We start from the raw sequence: 18,196 nt of genomic DNA, 5'->3' as shown, positions 1-18,196 counted from the left end.
ATGCCGTACGTTTATTGAAGTCATCATTCATTATTGTTATGTATATATTGCTACATAAATAACAAGTATTGACGGTTCTATTCTTTTATTGTACTACTTGTATTGTTTATCAATATGTCAAAGAACTAACGTGACTTCTGTCGCGTCGCTTTCAAAGCGAAAGCGGATGCAAAGATAAGGACTTTTTAATTTAACTTCCAAACTTTTTCTAAAGTTTTTTATTTTATTTTTCAAAACTCCCTTTTCTAACAGAATGTCAATCATTACACTTTGTTTCTCTTACAAAGCGAGTGCAAAAGTAGAGACTTTACCTGTAACCTCCAAATATATCTAACTCTTTTTTCAAAACTTTCTTGTTCTTTTCCGATAACTTACTGATTAATAAGGATGTTATATAACATATTTTCAAAAAGTACTTATAAAGAAAAAATATATTATACATTATTATATAGACACTCAGTTATCTTCAAAAGATATAAAAGTAATAATCCTATTTAAAACGTACTGAATTCATTATTGAATCCACAAATATTTCAGCTTCATCTGTATTTGTATACAAAGAAATAAGACATGCTTTACCCGTTTCCGGACTAAATAAGGTAGCGAATTGCCAAATCAAACAAGGATCGGTCATATATTTCACAGATTGAGTACGCATCAAATTCCTGTTGATTACTCCCATATGAATATCAAAAACAGAAAAATCATATCCATCCAATTCTTCATCTCTCCACGAATCCAGACACTCTTTAAAATATGACTCACTCGTATTAGTATCGTAAACGCTGGAAATAGTCCCCCAAATACTATCGCCAACAAAAAAAGAATGAAATACAGTCCCAAGAGTATCAGTTTTTTCACAAACAACATTCGCTGGCATATGAAAAGCTATTGTTCCATCGCCATATTCCCCTTGTTGTGGAGACACTTCTAAAAAAGTAGAACTACTTGCCAGATAAATAAAGAAAATGACAAAAAGCAAAAATACAGGAATTAAAACTAATGATCCTACCAAATATTTGTCTTTTTTTAGCACTTTCCTTGCTTCTTTTGGAAATAATTCTGCAACTTGCCGTGATAAACAGAGATAAAGGAACCAAATAACTCCGAATATCAACGTTTTTAAAATTTGAGGTAAACTTTCCCAACCATAGTCTGTATAATCACCACTAAATAAAAGTAAAATATTAGATAGAGAGACAACAACCAAATAACTTTTACCTAAAAAGACAGCATTCGGACGTTTATGGAAAAAAGCTTTAATTGTATAAAAAGCTAGCCATACAATTCCTAAATCATAAACAATATCAATAGTAGCAAAAAAATAAGCAAAAAAGGACCCCATCTCTGCATCATAACTATCTACAGAAAAATTAGCAATAGACAATATAATGGTAAGAAGAGCTCCAAAACCAACTACAAAAAGAAAAAAGAGAGCCATCCCTTTATTTGTCTATCCTTTTGCGGAGTTGAAGAAGTAAAATTTTGTGTTTCCATAGCATAAGAATAAAATATTATTAAATATTATATTACCATCCTACTTCATCCCAGCCGGTAGCAAAATACCACTGAAAAGTACGAAAAAATATATTTAAATCGGAGTTATATGAATCATTTGGAATCCAACAGGAAATCCCTTTGGAGTTTTGCATAGGGATCATTCGATCAACAATAGACGAATAATTAAATTCAGTCGTACTCCAATAAATACAAGCTTCATCAAAAACTTTGCGCCAATGCAAATAATCATTATTTTCTGCACCTCCAGTTAGTTGGAGGATTAATCCATCCAAATCATAATTAGCATCATTTATACTATAATCATATTTTACTATATCAGATTTCTCTATCTTCGAGATATTCTGATAATAATTAAGAAAAATACTTTTAGTCGCTATTGCTAAATGATCAAGAGCATCACTTCTTAGAACAGAAACACCAACTCCGCCTGTCCAATTATAGAAAGGTATTGTGCCATTATAACGCTTCTCGTAATAACTATAATATGCATCAGCGATACGAACAGGCAAATCAGTTTCCGCAAATAACTCAGGAACTAGTGTAGAATATGGTGCACCCGGTCCCGGAATTTCCGTAGGAGAACCTATGAAATATTCAGCACAATTACGCAATTCATAGGCCACTTCTACTGATTGCATCGAACAAGAATCAAACAATATAAATTTCAGCCGTTGAGAAAAAGAAGATATCGCTTGATAGAAATCTGAAATATTCATTTCCATTCGGCGATAATAACCAATCGAACGAGTATTCGCATTATTACCAGCAGGTAGCCACGAATCACTATGAGATAAAAATACGAGCCCATAGCTTTCTGCAGGAAAGTAATTAACAGTCTGTGATATAACTGATGACATCACCTCAATATCAAGTGGATTTTGTTCTTCATAAGTAAAGATAGTATCCGCTACTACTTTGCTACCAACTTTCTTCAATGAAATAAGATGAGGAACATCATTCACCAATTCACTATATACCAGTAAATTATATTTTGAATAATCAACCTCCTTCATACCTTCCTTCATATCACTAAAATTAGTTTTGAAAAGAGCAGATAGTTCGTTATTATAATCCCCAGCATCTCCCACCATATAAACTAATACAGTTCGAGATACCAATTCCCTAGGTTGAAGAGGAACAGGCTCAATTTCATTATCATCCGTATGGCAGGAAATAAGAAAAGTAATCAGACTTACAACAATAGCCACTATTTTTAGGTTTTCCATAGAATGCTTTTCATTAGCCACTCAGAAAGTATAAAAAAATAAGAGATACAAACCTGCATCTCTTACCGTATTAATTATTGATTCTCATCCTCGGGCTTTTTAAAACGGAATTTATCAGGTTCAATTTTCTGCACCACCAAATTTTTAGATTTCCGATATTTTCCAAGTATTTTAGCGGCTTCCTTCTCTAATTTTTTTAGATTATCCGAAAAATAGATCATACAAGTACTATTCTGTTGCAATTGACCATATTCCAAATAATTCCTCAATTGATAACTATACTGATCACGATGAGGTAGAAAACCTTCTTTACTAAGTTTTACGCTATCTAACATCTGGATATCTGTAAAATAGACAATCGTATCTGTAAAAGATGCAGCCACCCCAAATGCATAAACAGACTTAGGATGATCTTTCTTCATTGAAAAAGCGGAACACACAGCAAACACCACTGTTATCGCAAATAGTATTTTTACGTATTTCATATTCTATAATTTTTATAGCGACAAAGGTAACAAAAAAGAAGAAATATCCTCTATTTATCTAGAAGAAATAGCATTTCTACTCAAATATCCATAACAATAAAGGTTTCTTTACCATCCTAAGCAATTTATCTGCTTCTTTCATCGTATTGTCACAAATTACCGGACACCCCTCACTTAACCCCAAAGCTAAATGTGAAGGATATATTTCCTCTATTGGTATAGGAGTATATGAATGTAACATAACATAACGTTTAAATGCATTACTATTTGTCGTTTCCAGCCCATGTAATTTATAGTGTATATTTATCCCCCATTTACTATACGCCCGGGCACCTATCTTATATTTCCCCAAAGAAGAACAATGACTCCCCTCCACATTACTATAAACAGGCCTAGTCAAAGTACTTTTCATGCCATATCCATGCGCACATAGACTTGCGCACTTCACAGAATCTCCTTTGAAATCCCATATAAAAAACCTGTTCTTACCTGAATGAATACTGAAATCTACCAAGAAACAGTAATTAGTATCAAAACCTTTTTTCTCACAATACTTTTTAGCTTCAACCGCTTTTTCTTTCAAACGTTTTTCGATTACTGATGATACTACTACCCCCAAACCTTTAGCATATATCGTAAACCCACTTCCCAAATAGAAAAGGAATAATATAATCCCAAATATCTCCCTCATAAGTAACGTAATATAAAATGATCTCGATGAATATACAAATAAAAAGCCACATAAGTACTTCTTCAAATGAAAAATCAACTTATGCGGCTTAAATTCTTTTTTCTTTAAGAAACTGATACCCTTACTTATCCCAAGTAAGATTTGAGCAATTTACTACGATTACTTTGCCTTAGTCTTCTAATTGCTTTTTCTTTAATCTGACGAACGCGCTCACGTGTGAGACCAAACTTATCGCCGATTTCTTCCAATGTCATTTCTTGTTGTCCGATACCAAAAAACATCTGAATGATTTCTTTTTCTCTATCGGTTAACGTAGAAAGAGCTCTATCAATTTCCCTCGCAAGAGACTCATTAACTAGAGAACGGTCCGCCATAGGCGAATCGTCGTTCACCAGCACATCCAGGAGGCTGTTATCTTCTCCTTCCACAAAAGGCGCATCCACCGAAATATGGCGGCCAGACACCTTTAACGTATCAGAGATCTTATCAACCGGGATTTCCAATTCGTCTGCCAATTCTTCTGGAGAAGGACGTCGTTCATTTTCCTGTTCAAACTTAGAGAAGGCTTTACTGATCTTATTCAGTGAGCCAACTTGGTTCAAAGGAAGACGAACAATACGTGACTGCTCTGCCAATGCCTGCAGAATAGACTGACGAATCCACCATACAGCGTAACTGATAAACTTGAAACCACGTGTTTCATCAAACTTTTCGGCAGCCTTAATCAGTCCTAGATTGCCTTCATTAATCAAGTCAGGCAAACTCAAACCTTGGTTCTGATACTGTTTAGCTACAGATACGACGAAACGAAGATTGGCACGTGTCAATTTCTCCAACGCCACACGGTCACCCTTACGAATGCGCTGAGCGAGTTCAACCTCTTCTTCGACAGTAATAAGGTCTTCACGACCAATTTCCTGCAAATACTTGTCAAGAGAAGCGCTCTCTCTGTTAGTGATACTTTTGGTAATCTTTAGTTGTCTCATTCCTTAAAAACAGATTTGGTGTGCAAAGTTACGACAAATAATTTGTTAATATGCAAACTTCATGCAACTTTTTCATTATATCTTTCAACTATTGAAACAAAAAGAATGCCGACAAGTTGATTGCCGACATTCTTTTTTCTAATTCATTAGCTTATCTTACAATCTTATTACCAACTATAAAAACTATTCTTGTGTCAAATCTACTGCAAAATATCCACGTTTACCTGAAGGGAATACACCAGTCAGGAACAATACCTGATTCGGAGACTTAACGGCAGTTTTCATTACTTCTTCCAGATCAGTGACTTTACGCATCGGTTGATCGTTAGCTTTCAGAATAATGAAACCTTTACGAACCCCGGCATCTGCCATCTTACCCGAGGAAACTCCTGTCACTTCCAGGCCATAACCCAGATTCAACTGTTTTTTCATATCATCTGGCAATTCTTTAAAAGCAGCACCCAGAATTTCCATACCAGCCTCTTTAACAATCTTAGTAGTACCTTGCTCATTCTTCAAAGTAACTTCAACAGTTTTTTCTTTCTTATCACGAATCAACTTCACATTTACTTTATCACCCGGACGATGTTTTGCAATAGCTTCTTGTAAATCAGCCATATTCTTCACTTTCTTATTATCCAGACCGATAATTACATCATCTACTTTAATGTCAGCTCCAGAGGCAGAACCACCGTCTACAATTTCTCTAACCCATACTCCTTCTACTACACCTAATTCTTTAGCTTTTTCACCTAATGTCTTACCAGATTTATCAATTGGTTGTTTATCATCCATCAAACTACTACCTATAGGAGCACCACTGATACCAAGTAAAGCACGCTGTACAGTTCCATATTGTTTCAAATCGGCAATAACCTTCGTCATAATACTTGTTGGGATTGCAAAACCATATCCAGCATAAGCTCCAGTCGGAGAAGATAGTACTGAGTTAATACCAATTAATTCACCTTTAGCATTTACCAACGCTCCACCACTATTACCTTGATTGATGGCAGCATCTGTTTGAATAAAAGATTCTACACCTTTATTATATACTCCCAAAGAACGGGCCTTTGCACTTACGATACCAGCTGTTACCGTTGAGTTAAGATTGAACGGATTACCTACCGCTAACACCCACTCTCCAACCTTCAAGGCTTCAGAGTCACCTACCGGAATAGTTGGCAGATCATCACCCTCAACTTTCACTAATGCAAGGTCAGTACTTGGATCAGTACCAATCACCCGTCCTTTAAATTCGCGGTTATCATTCAACTTTACGATGATTTCATCTGCACCTTCAATCACGTGATTATTCGTTACGATATATCCGTCTTTTGAAATAATCACTCCGGAACCAAAGCCTACACGAGGTTGAGATTGTACCTGACGTTGCTGTCTTCCACCACCAAACATATCTCCAAATATTTCAGCAAAAGGATCACGCACATCTACCGTCTGGGTTTTAGCCTCTTGAGTAGATCTTATATGTACAACAGCATGAAGTGAATTTTCTGCAGCTTGTGTCAGATCAACGGGCTGTGCATTAATTGCATCAAAAGCAGCCAATTTGACATTGGGATTCTGCTGAAAAATCTCATTAAAAGAGGTTTGTTTGGCAGAATCATTGGATTGCAACAATTTGTAAGTTGTCAATCCTGCAACTCCTGAGCTAAGAAGAACAATTGCTCCTATTCCCAGAATGTTCTTTGTTGTCTGTTTCATGATTTATAAATCTTTAAAATGTTAATATTCGACATTGTTTTAACTTTTACGACGTTAAAATAATAACAAATTTCGTTCTCTTATTTCACTTGTCACTCTTTTTTGTTCTCTTTTAACAGAGAATATTTAGAGCTTAACAGCACTTAACGACAACACCTGACAAATTTACATTCATTGTATGACAGGCGTCTTTAACACTCTGACATTCATTCAGTAAGACTAGAGCTTAATAACTCCGATACCTGGTAAGTCATTCAATGTAATCTTCCCTTTCACTACCTCCACGCCTTTAAAACGGTCATTAGAGATCAGCAGATTCCCATCCAGATCGGCAAAATCGACCAATGGAGAAAATTGTGCTGCTGCAGATATGGCACATGACGTTTCTGTCATACATCCTACCATTACCCTCATTCCCAGTGCATGTGCCAAAGTCACCATTTTCCACGCTTCCCGCATTCCTGTACATTTCATCAACTTAATATTGATCCCTGTAAATGCACCTTTCAAGGCTGCGACATCTCCCAACCGTTGCAATGACTCATCAGCAAATACAGGTAATGGACTATGCTGTGTCACCCAAGCTATATCATCCAATTGCTCTTTCGGCATAGGTTGCTCTATCATCACAATTCCCTTCTCCTTCAGCCAATGAATCATATCAATTGCATACTGACGGTCTTTCCATCCCTGATTTGCATCTATTGCTATCGGAAGATCGGTCACGGAACGAATTGTTTCTATCATTTCTTTATCGTTATCCCGTCCCAATTTTACCTTTAATATATTAAACTGATCAGCACACTCTTTTGTTTTCACACGCACTACATCAGGCGTATCAATACCAATTGTATATGTAGTTGAAGGCGTCTTTTCTTTATTCAATCCCCATATTTTATACCATGATGCCCCCATAAGTTTTCCCACCAGATCATGAAGAGCAATATCTACCGCTGCTTTGGCAGCCGTATCTCCAGATGATAAGCTATCTACATATGACATAATGTCTTCTATCTGAAACGGATCGCTGAATTGTTCCAGATTTACTTTCTTCAGAAAGCCCATTACTGACTCTACTGTTTGTCCCAGATAAGGAGGCATAGATGCTTCCCCATATCCTGTCACCCCTTCATATTTTATCTCGACCTGTACATCCGGTGTAGTAGTCCGCGAATAAGTAGCTACCGTAAATATATGCTTCAACTTCAGTTCATAGGGGAAAAAAGTCATTTTCATCTTTCCTCCCATTCCTCTCCTATTTATATTAAAGGTACAAGGTACTGAGTCACTTGCCAATACCTGACGTACAAACAGTCCTGATCCCAGAGTGACCAAAGCTGCCGTTTTCAAAAAATCTCTTCTGGTTTTCATATCATTAAAAAACATCAAGAATGAATATCAAAAAATAAAAAATGAACTCGTGTTATCACCATCAGTCCATTCAATTATAATAAGGATTATGATCAGTCGTATTTATCCCTTTCTCGTTATTTATATAAGGCAAGAAACGAACAGCAAAAAGTAATCGCGCCGTATTAAATTCATCATAGTCATTATCTTCAGGATTAAAACTATTAATATGTACATCCCCTAAAGCATGAATAAACTTTTTATTTCCAAGATAAATGCCAACGTGCGAAATACCTTCTTTCTGTTTTGCTGTAGCTTTCCTACCAAAAAAGACCAGATCTCCCCGTTGCACATTTACAAAATCAGGATCAATTTCTATACGTTCACCCACAGAAGCTTGTTGTGATGCATCCCGGGGGATAATAATATCATGCATAAAAAGAACAGTACGCACCAATCCACTGCAATCCACCCCTTTTGAAGAAGTCCCTGCCCACAGATAAGGAATCCCCATCATCGAATAAGCCGTTTGGATAATACTTTCCACATCCTGTTTTAAATCAACTTTCCATTCGGATTCACGCTTTGATATGGACTTAGGTAAATAAGCATGGCGACCGTCCGGATAAGAGACCCTATAGAAATGCCCTTTATTCCCTTCCCACTTCAAACGATTTCCGGCTACAACATCCGAGACAACCTGCGAATGTTCATTCGGTTTCTCATACGCAAATCCATAATGAGAAGTAACCACTACTTTTTCCGCACGATTCCATCTATCATATTCTTCCTTAGGCATAGGAGTAATTACCATACGATGTACCCATCCGGTGTAATCATCCGGCGTTTGAATCTCATACCAATCTGTATATTGACGTACTTTCACAGGCATTCCCAGTAACGCCTGTGTACTCATACCGGAAGTAAACATCCCTTCTTCACGCAAATTACATACAGAAATACGAACCACTCCATAAGCTGAATCCGCAGATATAGGGTGCATTTCCTGAGCTTTCATCCCCATTGCTGTAAGAGTCAGCAAACAACACAATAAAAAGCTTCTTTTCCTCATTGAATCAATAATTTAATAAAAGCAAAGGTAGAAATTATTTCTATTTATGACACATTCTTTGGCTAAAACAAAATAAATGACGTACTTTTGCAGCCTAAAGCAGTTAGCCGGTTTGTCGCGTGTACGTTTCGTACAGGAGGAAAGTCCGGGCAACACAGAGCATCCTACTTCCTAACAGAAAGCTGTCCGTGAGGGTAGAGTAACGTAGAAGAAAATAACCGCCACTCCTTTACGGGAGAGGTAAGGGTGAGAAGGTAGAGTAAGAGCCTACCAGCCGTATGGTGACATATCGGGCTGTACGTCTTAGGAGTTGTAAGGTCATGTAAACCGGCGTTATGAGAGCTGCTCGCTCCATGTCGGAGGGTAGACCGCTAAAGTGCCGTGGTAACACGTCACTCAGATAAATGGCAGACACCTTATTATTTATATAAGGTACAGAACTCGGCTTATAGGCTAACTGCTTTTTCTTTAATTTATGAATCTTTTTTTAGAAAAGATTCCCCATCTTTACTTATTATATGGAACATATGCTTTGTTCATCACATTCAAAGTCTCCGGTATCCATACCCGATATCGAACATTCGGTGACCAAGTATTACCTGCTGAAGCGAAATCACAAAAATAAACCTGCTTAGGTTCTTTACCCTCACCTTCCAAGTCTGTGCCGAGAATAAGAGGAATAGCATAAGACATCCAGTTCCAATCCTTCTTTTCTGCCACCGGATTTAGATCTACATAAATATCTTCATGAGTTACAATTTGTGCTGTTTGATCAATAAAACCATCATTAAAACGACTGTCACGTGCCAGAGCAACCGGTCCTTTAACTACAGCAACATGATTATCCTGATGAATTAATCTTCCTCTCACATCAAGGTTTAATGTGATCACATCCCCTTTTTTCCATACACGCGTAATTTTATAATAAGTTTCAGGAACTATATTCTCCATTTCTTCCTCACCTATTTTTATCGAGTTCTTCTTACTCCAAGAAGGTATACGTAATGCTATAGAAAAAGTTTCTGCTTTAGCCGGATCGATCTTTAGACGAATCTCTCCATCTTGAGGATAATTTGTTTCTTGAACAATACTCACCTTTTTATTAGAAGCTAAAATAACTTCCGCCTTTAAATCTGTATATAAATTAATGAAAATATCTTTTTTATCAGAAGACTGCATTAAAGCAAATTGTGGCAAAAGTGCAAAAGCTCTCGGACCATTTGCATTGCAACAGTTTATATGCATTCCACACTGCTCTTCTCCAGAATGCCGCTGCCCTTCAAGAGGACTATACTTTGCTATTTGCGAAGCGTCTTCCTTCATTGAAGCGAGCAAAGAATTATAAGCCGTAATTTCCATCTGATCTGCATAGCGCGGATTTCCGGTCAATCTCAACAAAGCCTGGCATAGTTTCATCCACGTCATAGTGACACATGTCTCCATTGTATGATAAGTAGGGACAGTTTGACGAGTTTTCCCATGATACCAACATTCGAATGCACTGCCGGAACCTGCTATATTTATTTCCGTTTCCATAATGTTTTTGACTGTTTTCTCTACTGCATTCAAATATAAAGGATCATTTGTCAGTTTATAGATTTCGAGTAACCCCTCATAACAAGACATCATTTCATAAGCTTTTTGCCCGTTTTTTGCACCAAACCAAGTCTCATTCACCAAAGTAGGATGTGGAAATCTGTCACCAACCGGAATTCCCTTTAAAGCTTTACTAATCAAATTAGGACCAGCGGCAGTCTCCCACTGTCCTACAATATATTTTGCAAATTCAAGATATCGAGTATCTCCCGTCCTGCAATACAAAAAAACAATAGGCTCCAATACACTACTGCTAGCCATCCCATAATAATTACCCGTAGACACGATATCGGTTTTATCCGGTCCCACTTGCGTCATCAAATGATCAGCAGCTTTCTTACAAGTAGCAAGTACTTTTTTATCTTTCGTTAAATCATAGTAAGACAGAAGTCCGAGCATGGAGTATTTCCTTCCCCAAATATCCCACTGTTGTAGTTGGGCATCTGGAGAATAATTACCGATATAACCATCAGGAGATTGTGATTCGACCAAACCTGCCACTCCTTTCTGAATAGAATCCAATAAAATCGGGTTTTGATTATACCTATAAGACAGAACAGCGCCCAATAACCATTTACCTAAAAATTCACTTTGCCAACGATAGCTTTCCGTCTTATGATAAAAAGGAGCAATCAGATGACTTATATCCTGCTCCATCACTCGTTTATGAATGCAGGCATTAATCTTTTCACCCAAATAGTTTTCTATCCGGACAGAAGAAGGATTTCCATCAATCAATAAGTCAGTGACAACAACCTTAACCGGATTCGACTGCGCCAATAACTCTGATGAAAATAAATATGAAACAGGATTTATCCCCAATAAAACAACTAAAACAAAGATGTGTGCCTTCATAATATTGAACTATGTTTTTAATGATTCAGCTAAATTTTCTCTTCTTCTAAAAACAATTGAAAACAATAGATTCATAGAAACTGTTTATATTCAGTAATACTAAAAAGCTGATTTACAGTCAAATTTTAAATACTATCATGGAAGCAAAATTAATAAACTTATATGTAAAGTCCAAATTACCAAGTAGGAATTTCACAACATACAATATCAGTATACATATTTAATTATTATCTTTGTCCGTGTTTCATTGCTAAAAAACATCCTATCATAAATAATGAAAAAGAAAATTACTGATATATGGAGATTTCTTACGTATGACATCTGGCGCATTACAGAAGATGAAGTGACCAGAACCAAATTTTCGATTTATAACATTATAAAAACCATCTATCTCTGCATCAATCGCTTCACAAAAGACCGTTTGGTGAACAAAGCATCAGCACTGACATATAGTACTCTTTTGGCAATTGTCCCCATCTTGGCTATCCTGTTTGCCATCGCGCGTGGATTTGGATTTTCCACCTTGATGGAGCATCAATTCCGTAGCGGATTTGGTGGTAATATCGAAACAACAGAAGCTATTCTCTCGTTTGTAGACTCTTACCTTTCACAAACTAAAGGAGGCATCTTCATTGGAGTAGGTTTAGTTATGTTGTTATGGACTGTTATTAACCTGGTCAGCAACATAGAAACTACCTTCAACCGGATTTGGGAAATTAAAAAAGCACGTTCCATGTATCGCAAGATAACAGATTACTTTTCCATGTTCTTGCTTATGCCCATCCTGATTGTTGTATCCGGTGGTCTTTCCATATTCATGAGTACCATTCTGAAGCAAATGGCAGATTTCGTGCTCCTCGCTCCAGTCCTGAAATTTTTAATACGGCTTATTCCTTTCGTTCTAACTTGGCTTATGTTCACAGGATTATACATCTTTATGCCAAACACGAAAGTTAAGTTTAAACATGCACTCATCTCCGGTATTCTCGCAGGTACCGCTTATCAAGCATTCCAATTTCTATATATCAACAGCCAGTTATGGGTATCAAAATACAATGCTATTTACGGTAGTTTTGCAGCTCTTCCTATGTTCTTGCTTTGGCTGCAAATCTCGTGGACAATCTGTTTATTCGGTGCTGAACTTACATACGCGGGACAGAATATAAGGAATTTCAGTTTCGATCAGGACACTCGTAATATCAGCCGCCGTTATCGGGATTTCATATCCATATTGATTATGTCTCTTATTGCCAAACGTTTTGAACACAACGAATCACCTTACACAGCAGCTGAGATATCAGAAGAACATCAAATCCCGATCCGGCTGACCAATCAAGTGCTATATCAATTGCAAGAGATTGAATTGATTCACGAAGTAGTAACTGATGAAAAAAGCCAAGATATTGGTTATCAGCCATCAATGGATATCAACCAATTAAATGTAGCCATACTATTGGACCGTCTTGACACATACGGTTCTGAAAATTTCAAAATCGACAAAGACGAGGAGTTCAATGATGAGTGGGAAGTACTAACCGAATCAAGAGAAGAATATTATAAAAAAGCTAGCAAAGTACTATTAAAAGATTTGTAGCATCCGTAAAATTAAGAATGACAAAGAAAATATGAAAACACAATTATAATAATTAAACAAAATGAATAAATTACTACTAAGCGTACTTACCCTGTGCATTGCAGCTACAACTGCTGCGCAAGAATTCCCCTTATGGATGCGTTATTGTACGATCTCTCCTGATGGAGCAACTATTGCATTTACTTATAAAGGAGATATCTATACAGTACCATCGGCCGGAGGACAAGCGACACAAATCACAACAAATCCAGCTTATGACACCACTCCGATATGGAGTCCCGATGGAAAAAAAATAGCTTTTGCTTCCGACCGTATGGGAAGTATGGACGTTTTTATCGTATCAAGTGAAGGAGGAACTCCCCAACGATTGACAACATATTCAGGAAGTGAGAAACCTGTCGCATTCAAAGATCCCAACCATCTTTTATTCACAACATACATCATGCCTTCTGCGGAGGATGCCGGTTTTCCTTCGGGTCAGTTCCAGCAAATATATGAAGTTCCCGTCACAGGAGGACGTCCCATAATGTTTTCATCTATGCCAATGGAGTCCATTTCCATCAATAAAAATGGAATGATGCTTTACCAAGACAAAAAAGGATATGAAGACTACTGGCGGAAGCATCAGGTATCTCCTATTGCCCGCGATATTTGGATGTATACTCCCAGTGCAACTCCCGCCTACCAGAAACAAACTACCTTTGGCGGTGAAGATCGCGAACCAGTTTGGGCTTCCGATGGAAAATCTTTTTATTATTTAAGTGAAGAAAAAGGCACTTTCAACATTTTCCAGCGTACTCCAGGAGTTACAACGGCCAAACAAATTACTTCTAATGCCAAGCATCCTGTGCGCTTTCTTAGCATAGCCAACAATAATAAACTATGCTATGGTTATGATGGTGAAATTTACACACTTCTTCCAGGTAAACAGCCACAGAAAGTAAAGGTTTCCATCTTGGCAGACAAAAATGACAAAGACATTATTCGCCAGATTAATTCATATGGAGCCACGGATATTGCCATATCTCCCAAAGGGAAAGAAGTCGCTTTCATCCTGCGGGGCGACGTGTATGTGACTTCTATAGAATATAGAACTACAAAACAGATCACCAATACCCCCGAACAAGAGCGCAATATAGACTTCGCTCCTGACGGGCGCACCCTTGTTTACTCTTCAGAACGTAGTGGTCTTTGGCAACTTTACACTTCGACTATCGTACGCGAAGATGAAAAGCAGTTCACTTACGCTACCGAATTGAAAGAAGAGCGACTGACAAATTCTGATATTGCATCTTTTCAACCACAATATAGCCCTGACGGCAAAGAAGTTGCCTTCCTTGAAAACCGTACTGCTATCCGCATTATCAACCTGAAAAGTAAAACTGTTCGTACAGTAATGGATGCCAAATACCAATATTCATACGCAGATGGCGACCAATGGTTTCAATGGAGTCCTGACAGTAAATGGCTTCTTTCCGGTTTCATTGGCACAGGTGGCTGGAATAATAAAGATGTCGTATTGCTGAATGCCGATGGGAAGAGTGAAATGGTTAATCTGACCGAGAGTGGTTACAGTGACGGAAATGCCAAATGGGTACTAGACGGAAAAGCAATGATATGGAACAGCGATCGTTCCGGGTATCGCAGTCATGGCAGTTGGGGAAGCGAAAACGACACTTACATTATGTTTTTTGACGCAGATACCTACAATCGGTTCATGATGAATAAGGAAGATCTAGCCCTACTTGAAGAAGCGGAAAAGGTTGAAAAACAAAAACAAGAGAAAGAGAAAACTGAGAAGGAAAAAGCCGAGAAAGAAAAAGCGGAAAAAGACAAAAAGAAAGACGCCAAAGATTCTAAGAAGAAAAAAGAAGAGAAGAAAGATGAGGATAAGAAAGATAATGATAAAAAAGAAGATGTAGACAAGAAAGAAGATGCAAAATCACTGACATTCGATTTGGAAAACCGCTTCGACCGTATCGTTCGTTTAACTGTCAATTCCTCACGCATGGGTGATGCTGTCCTGTCACCGAAAGGTGATAAACTCTACTATCTGGCAGCTTTTGAAGGTGGCTATGACCTATGGGAACATAACCTAAAAGAAAACTCTACCAGAATTCTTTTAAAAGGAGTTGGCGGAGGTGGATTATTACCAGATAAAGAAGGTAATAATATCTTTATGTGCAGCAATGGAGGACTTAAAAAGATAGAAATTAGCGGTAATAGAATTACTTCGATCGATTTTGAAGCATTCTTTAATTATCGTCCTTACGATGAACGTGCCTATATTTTCGACCACGTTTGCCAACAAGTGAATGACAAACTCTATGTCGCCAATCTTCATGGAGTAGACTGGAAAGGATACAAAAAGGCATACCAGCGTTTTCTACCTTATATCAACAACAATTATGACTTCACCGAAATGTTAAGCGAATTGCTTGGCGAACTGAATGCTTCACACACCGGTGCACGGTATGGTGCGCCTAATTACGCATTATCTACAGGTGCATTAGGTCTGTTCTATGACGAGTCGTACGACGGTGCCGGATTAAAAATCAAAGAAATTATAGCGCAAAGTCCTTTAAGTCAGAAAAAGACAGATGTAAAAGCGGGATGCATCATTGAAAAAGTAGATGGAACAGTCATTGAAGCTAATGCCGATTATTTCCCGTTATTTGAAGGTAAAGCCGGTCGAAAGATAATGCTCACCGTTTACGACCCTTCCACTAAGAAACGTTTCGAAGAAACGATAAAAGCTATCAACTACAATGAGCAAAATGAATTACTTTATAAACGTTGGATCAAACGTTGCGCAAAAAAAGTGGAAGAACTCTCAGGTGGTCGCATCGCTTACGTACATTTAAAAGGAATGGATAGTCCCAGTTTCCGTAATATGTATTCCGAATTGTTAGGACGTTACCGTAATAAAGAAGCCGTCATAGTAGATACTCGTCACAATGGCGGAGGATGGTTGCATGATGATGTTGTATCCTTGCTTAGTGGAAAAGAATACCAACGCTTTGTCCCGCGAGGACAATATATCGGCAGTGATCCGTTTAACAAATGGACTAAAATTTCATGTATGCTGACTTGTGAAGACAATTATAGCAATGCCCACGGTACTCCATATGTATACAAGACGTTAGGTATTGGCAAATTGATAGGTGCCCCGATTGCAGGAACGATGACCGCTGTATGGTGGGAACAACAGATAGATCCTTCTATCGTATTTGGTGTACCACAAGTCGGATGTATGGATATGCAAGGTAAATACCTTGAAAATCAAACACTCCAACCCGACATCCTTGTCTATAATGAGCCGGAAGCCAGCTTGAAAGGTGAAGATGCCCAACTAAAAGCGGCAGTAGACTATCTTTTAAAAGAGTTATCTAAAAAGAAATAAACTGAGATATTCGGAAAATATTCCGAATACCAATAATAAAATAAAGAGTCAGGCTTTCCGATTAGAAAGTTTGACTCTTTATTTTATCCGAAAATCAGGAGTAGCTGCAAAAAAAGACGAAACTCAGTCTAAATAAATACAGTTCATTATTGACATCCTCATCAGAACTGTTATTGATAGTTGAATAAAATATTTCTCACTATTAATAAATAAACTTTCATTCGTGAACAGAATCTATTTTGCTGCTGTTTAAAATCGAAAAATACTGATTAAAGGAGTTTATGGCATTGATCAGTCTGATTATTACATAGATATTAATTAAAAGAAAAAATGTAGCTGCAAAATCCTTGCACAATCTGGAGCATCAATTGTACTAAGCGATCTGATGCTCAACAAAGCCCAAGCAGTAGCAGATGAAATTATTAGCAACGGGGGCAAAGCAATCGCCGTAGTATGCAATGTACTCAAAGATGAAGATTTAGTAAATAAAACAGTAGCTAAGTTTGTAACAGTCAATATTCTGGTAAACAATGCTGGTGGTGGCATACAGACACTTGACTGATTTTTTAGGCACTGTCCACTATTTTGTGTAAATAGAAAACTACAGGATTCAGGTTTTATATTTACACAAAATAGTGGACAGTGCCAAATAAAGCGATATATAAGATTGGTGATAGGTTGTTAGAAACTTGATATTTTTATATGGACGACGAATAGCGAACGAAAAAACACAGATGTGTTTAATACCGATTATATGAAATCACCTTCTCTTTAGTTTTTCTCATCTTTTTTCGTTTCTCCTTCACCGGATAACCAATCGTTATATCTAGCAATAAACGCTTAGATTCGGGAATACCAGTGAGTCCCTTAATTTCCTTTTCATCAAACCACCCTAGAATACAAGAACCTAACCCTTCACTTTCGGCAGCCAAAGATATATGAGCAGCAACGATCCCAATATCAATTAATGGAAAATGCTTCCCTTTCACTTTTCCGCCAAGCAAAGAAGTAATATTGGCAGATTCTTCCACAACCAGAATATGTATAGGAGCATCCTTAGCAAACTTATTCATCCCAAGTCCCGCTGCTGCCTTGCCAACCTTTTGTGCCAACTCATGATCTGTCACTACAACAAATTTCCATGGCTGAGCATTACAAGCAGAAGGAGCCATACGGGCTGCTTCCAATATCCGTTCCAACTTCTCCCGCTCTACCGGACGCTCTTTATCATAAGCTCGGTCACTTTGGCGGGAAAGTACCAATTGCAGAAAATCTTTAGATTCCATCATTTATATTAAATCATCTATTTATATTGAATCGTTTATTTATATTGTATCATTCGGCTGATATATTTGCCAATAATATCAAACTCAATATTTACCACACTGCCAACTGTGAATGTATGGAAATTGGTATGTTCATATGTATAAGGAATGATAGCCACCTGGAAAGTATCATCCGTAGGATTACAAACAGTCAGACTGACACCATTTACTGTTACCGAACCTTTATCTACGGTAATATAACCCCGTTTCGCCATATCTTTATCGAAAGTATATTTGAAAGTAAAATACCAGCTACCTTCTGCATCCTTGATAGCCACACAAGTGGCAGTCTGATCTACATGTCCCTGAACGATATGTCCATCTAAACGACCGTTCATCATCATGCTACGTTCTACATTCACCTTAT

At 37.5% G+C, this 18,196-nt stretch carries 14 protein-coding genes and 1 other RNA gene; 4 read left to right on the top strand and 11 right to left on the bottom strand.

Going from position 1 to position 18,196, the window contains the following annotated elements:
- Positions 1-490: 490 nt before the first annotated feature.
- From PHO71_RS22930 to PHO71_RS22895, 8 genes are all read right to left on the bottom strand, one after another.
- Positions 491-1,441, bottom strand: a complete 951-nt coding sequence (locus PHO71_RS22930; protein WP_300208036.1) for a hypothetical protein — start codon at positions 1,439-1,441, stop codon at positions 491-493.
- 88 nt (positions 1,442-1,529) lie between these two features.
- Positions 1,530-2,747: a clostripain-related cysteine peptidase gene (locus PHO71_RS22925; protein ID WP_300208034.1), complete on the bottom strand. Its 1,218-nt coding sequence runs from the start codon at positions 2,745-2,747 to the stop codon at positions 1,530-1,532.
- Between the two features lie 74 nt (positions 2,748-2,821).
- Entirely contained in the window at positions 2,822-3,232 is a 411-nt protein-coding gene (locus tag PHO71_RS22920) for a hypothetical protein (RefSeq protein WP_300208031.1), read from the bottom strand.
- A gap of 76 nt (positions 3,233-3,308) precedes the next feature.
- On the bottom strand, positions 3,309-3,923 hold the full coding sequence (locus tag PHO71_RS22915) for a murein L,D-transpeptidase catalytic domain-containing protein (RefSeq protein ID WP_300208029.1): 615 nt from the start codon (positions 3,921-3,923) through the stop codon (positions 3,309-3,311).
- Positions 3,924-4,048: 125 nt separating this feature from the next.
- Entirely contained in the window at positions 4,049-4,909 is an 861-nt protein-coding gene (locus tag PHO71_RS22910) for an RNA polymerase sigma factor RpoD/SigA (protein WP_002561589.1), read from the bottom strand.
- A gap of 183 nt (positions 4,910-5,092) precedes the next feature.
- Complete coding sequence (locus PHO71_RS22905; RefSeq protein WP_300208019.1) at positions 5,093-6,634, bottom strand: trypsin-like peptidase domain-containing protein; 1,542 nt, start codon at positions 6,632-6,634, stop codon at positions 5,093-5,095.
- Positions 6,635-6,853: 219 nt separating this feature from the next.
- Complete coding sequence (locus PHO71_RS22900) at positions 6,854-8,005, bottom strand: dipeptide epimerase (protein ID WP_300208016.1); 1,152 nt, start codon at positions 8,003-8,005, stop codon at positions 6,854-6,856.
- A gap of 70 nt (positions 8,006-8,075) precedes the next feature.
- Positions 8,076-9,056, bottom strand: a complete 981-nt coding sequence (locus PHO71_RS22895; RefSeq protein ID WP_300208014.1) for a C40 family peptidase — start codon at positions 9,054-9,056, stop codon at positions 8,076-8,078.
- 99 nt (positions 9,057-9,155) lie between these two features.
- Between PHO71_RS22895 and rnpB the strand changes: the two genes are divergently transcribed.
- Positions 9,156-9,521: RNase P RNA component class A (gene rnpB / locus PHO71_RS22890), an RNA gene on the top strand.
- Between the two features lie 42 nt (positions 9,522-9,563).
- Here rnpB and PHO71_RS22885 read toward each other — a convergent pair.
- Complete coding sequence (locus PHO71_RS22885; protein WP_300208012.1) at positions 9,564-11,507, bottom strand: beta-L-arabinofuranosidase domain-containing protein; 1,944 nt, start codon at positions 11,505-11,507, stop codon at positions 9,564-9,566.
- 274 nt (positions 11,508-11,781) lie between these two features.
- On the opposite strand from PHO71_RS22885, the gene PHO71_RS22880 reads away from it, so the two are divergent.
- From PHO71_RS22880 to PHO71_RS22870, 3 genes are all read left to right on the top strand, one after another.
- Positions 11,782-13,101 (top strand): YihY/virulence factor BrkB family protein, encoded by a 1,320-nt coding sequence (locus tag PHO71_RS22880; RefSeq protein ID WP_300208009.1) that lies wholly within the window; start codon positions 11,782-11,784, stop codon positions 13,099-13,101.
- Positions 13,102-13,162: 61 nt separating this feature from the next.
- Positions 13,163-16,504, top strand: a complete 3,342-nt coding sequence (locus PHO71_RS22875) for a S41 family peptidase (RefSeq protein ID WP_300208007.1) — start codon at positions 13,163-13,165, stop codon at positions 16,502-16,504.
- A 343-nt stretch (positions 16,505-16,847) separates the two neighbouring features.
- A complete protein-coding gene (locus tag PHO71_RS22870) occupies positions 16,848-17,066 on the top strand; it encodes an SDR family NAD(P)-dependent oxidoreductase (RefSeq protein ID WP_300208042.1) in 219 nt (72 codons plus the stop codon).
- A 178-nt stretch (positions 17,067-17,244) separates the two neighbouring features.
- Here the strand turns inward: PHO71_RS22870 and PHO71_RS22865 are convergent, their stop codons facing one another.
- Both PHO71_RS22865 and PHO71_RS22860 read right to left on the bottom strand, forming a co-directional pair.
- On the bottom strand, positions 17,245-17,790 hold the full coding sequence (locus tag PHO71_RS22865) for a nitroreductase family protein (protein ID WP_300208039.1): 546 nt from the start codon (positions 17,788-17,790) through the stop codon (positions 17,245-17,247).
- 35 nt (positions 17,791-17,825) lie between these two features.
- On the bottom strand, positions 17,826-18,196 hold a 371-nt coding region (locus PHO71_RS22860; protein ID WP_367279929.1), incomplete at its 5' end, for a riboflavin synthase.

It is taken from the genome of Bacteroides sp. (genome assembly GCF_028690125.1).
GTDB lineage: Bacteria > Bacteroidota > Bacteroidia > Bacteroidales > Bacteroidaceae > Bacteroides.
Note: the sequence above shows the minus strand (reverse complement) of the source record. Positions and strands in the feature narration are given on the sequence as shown.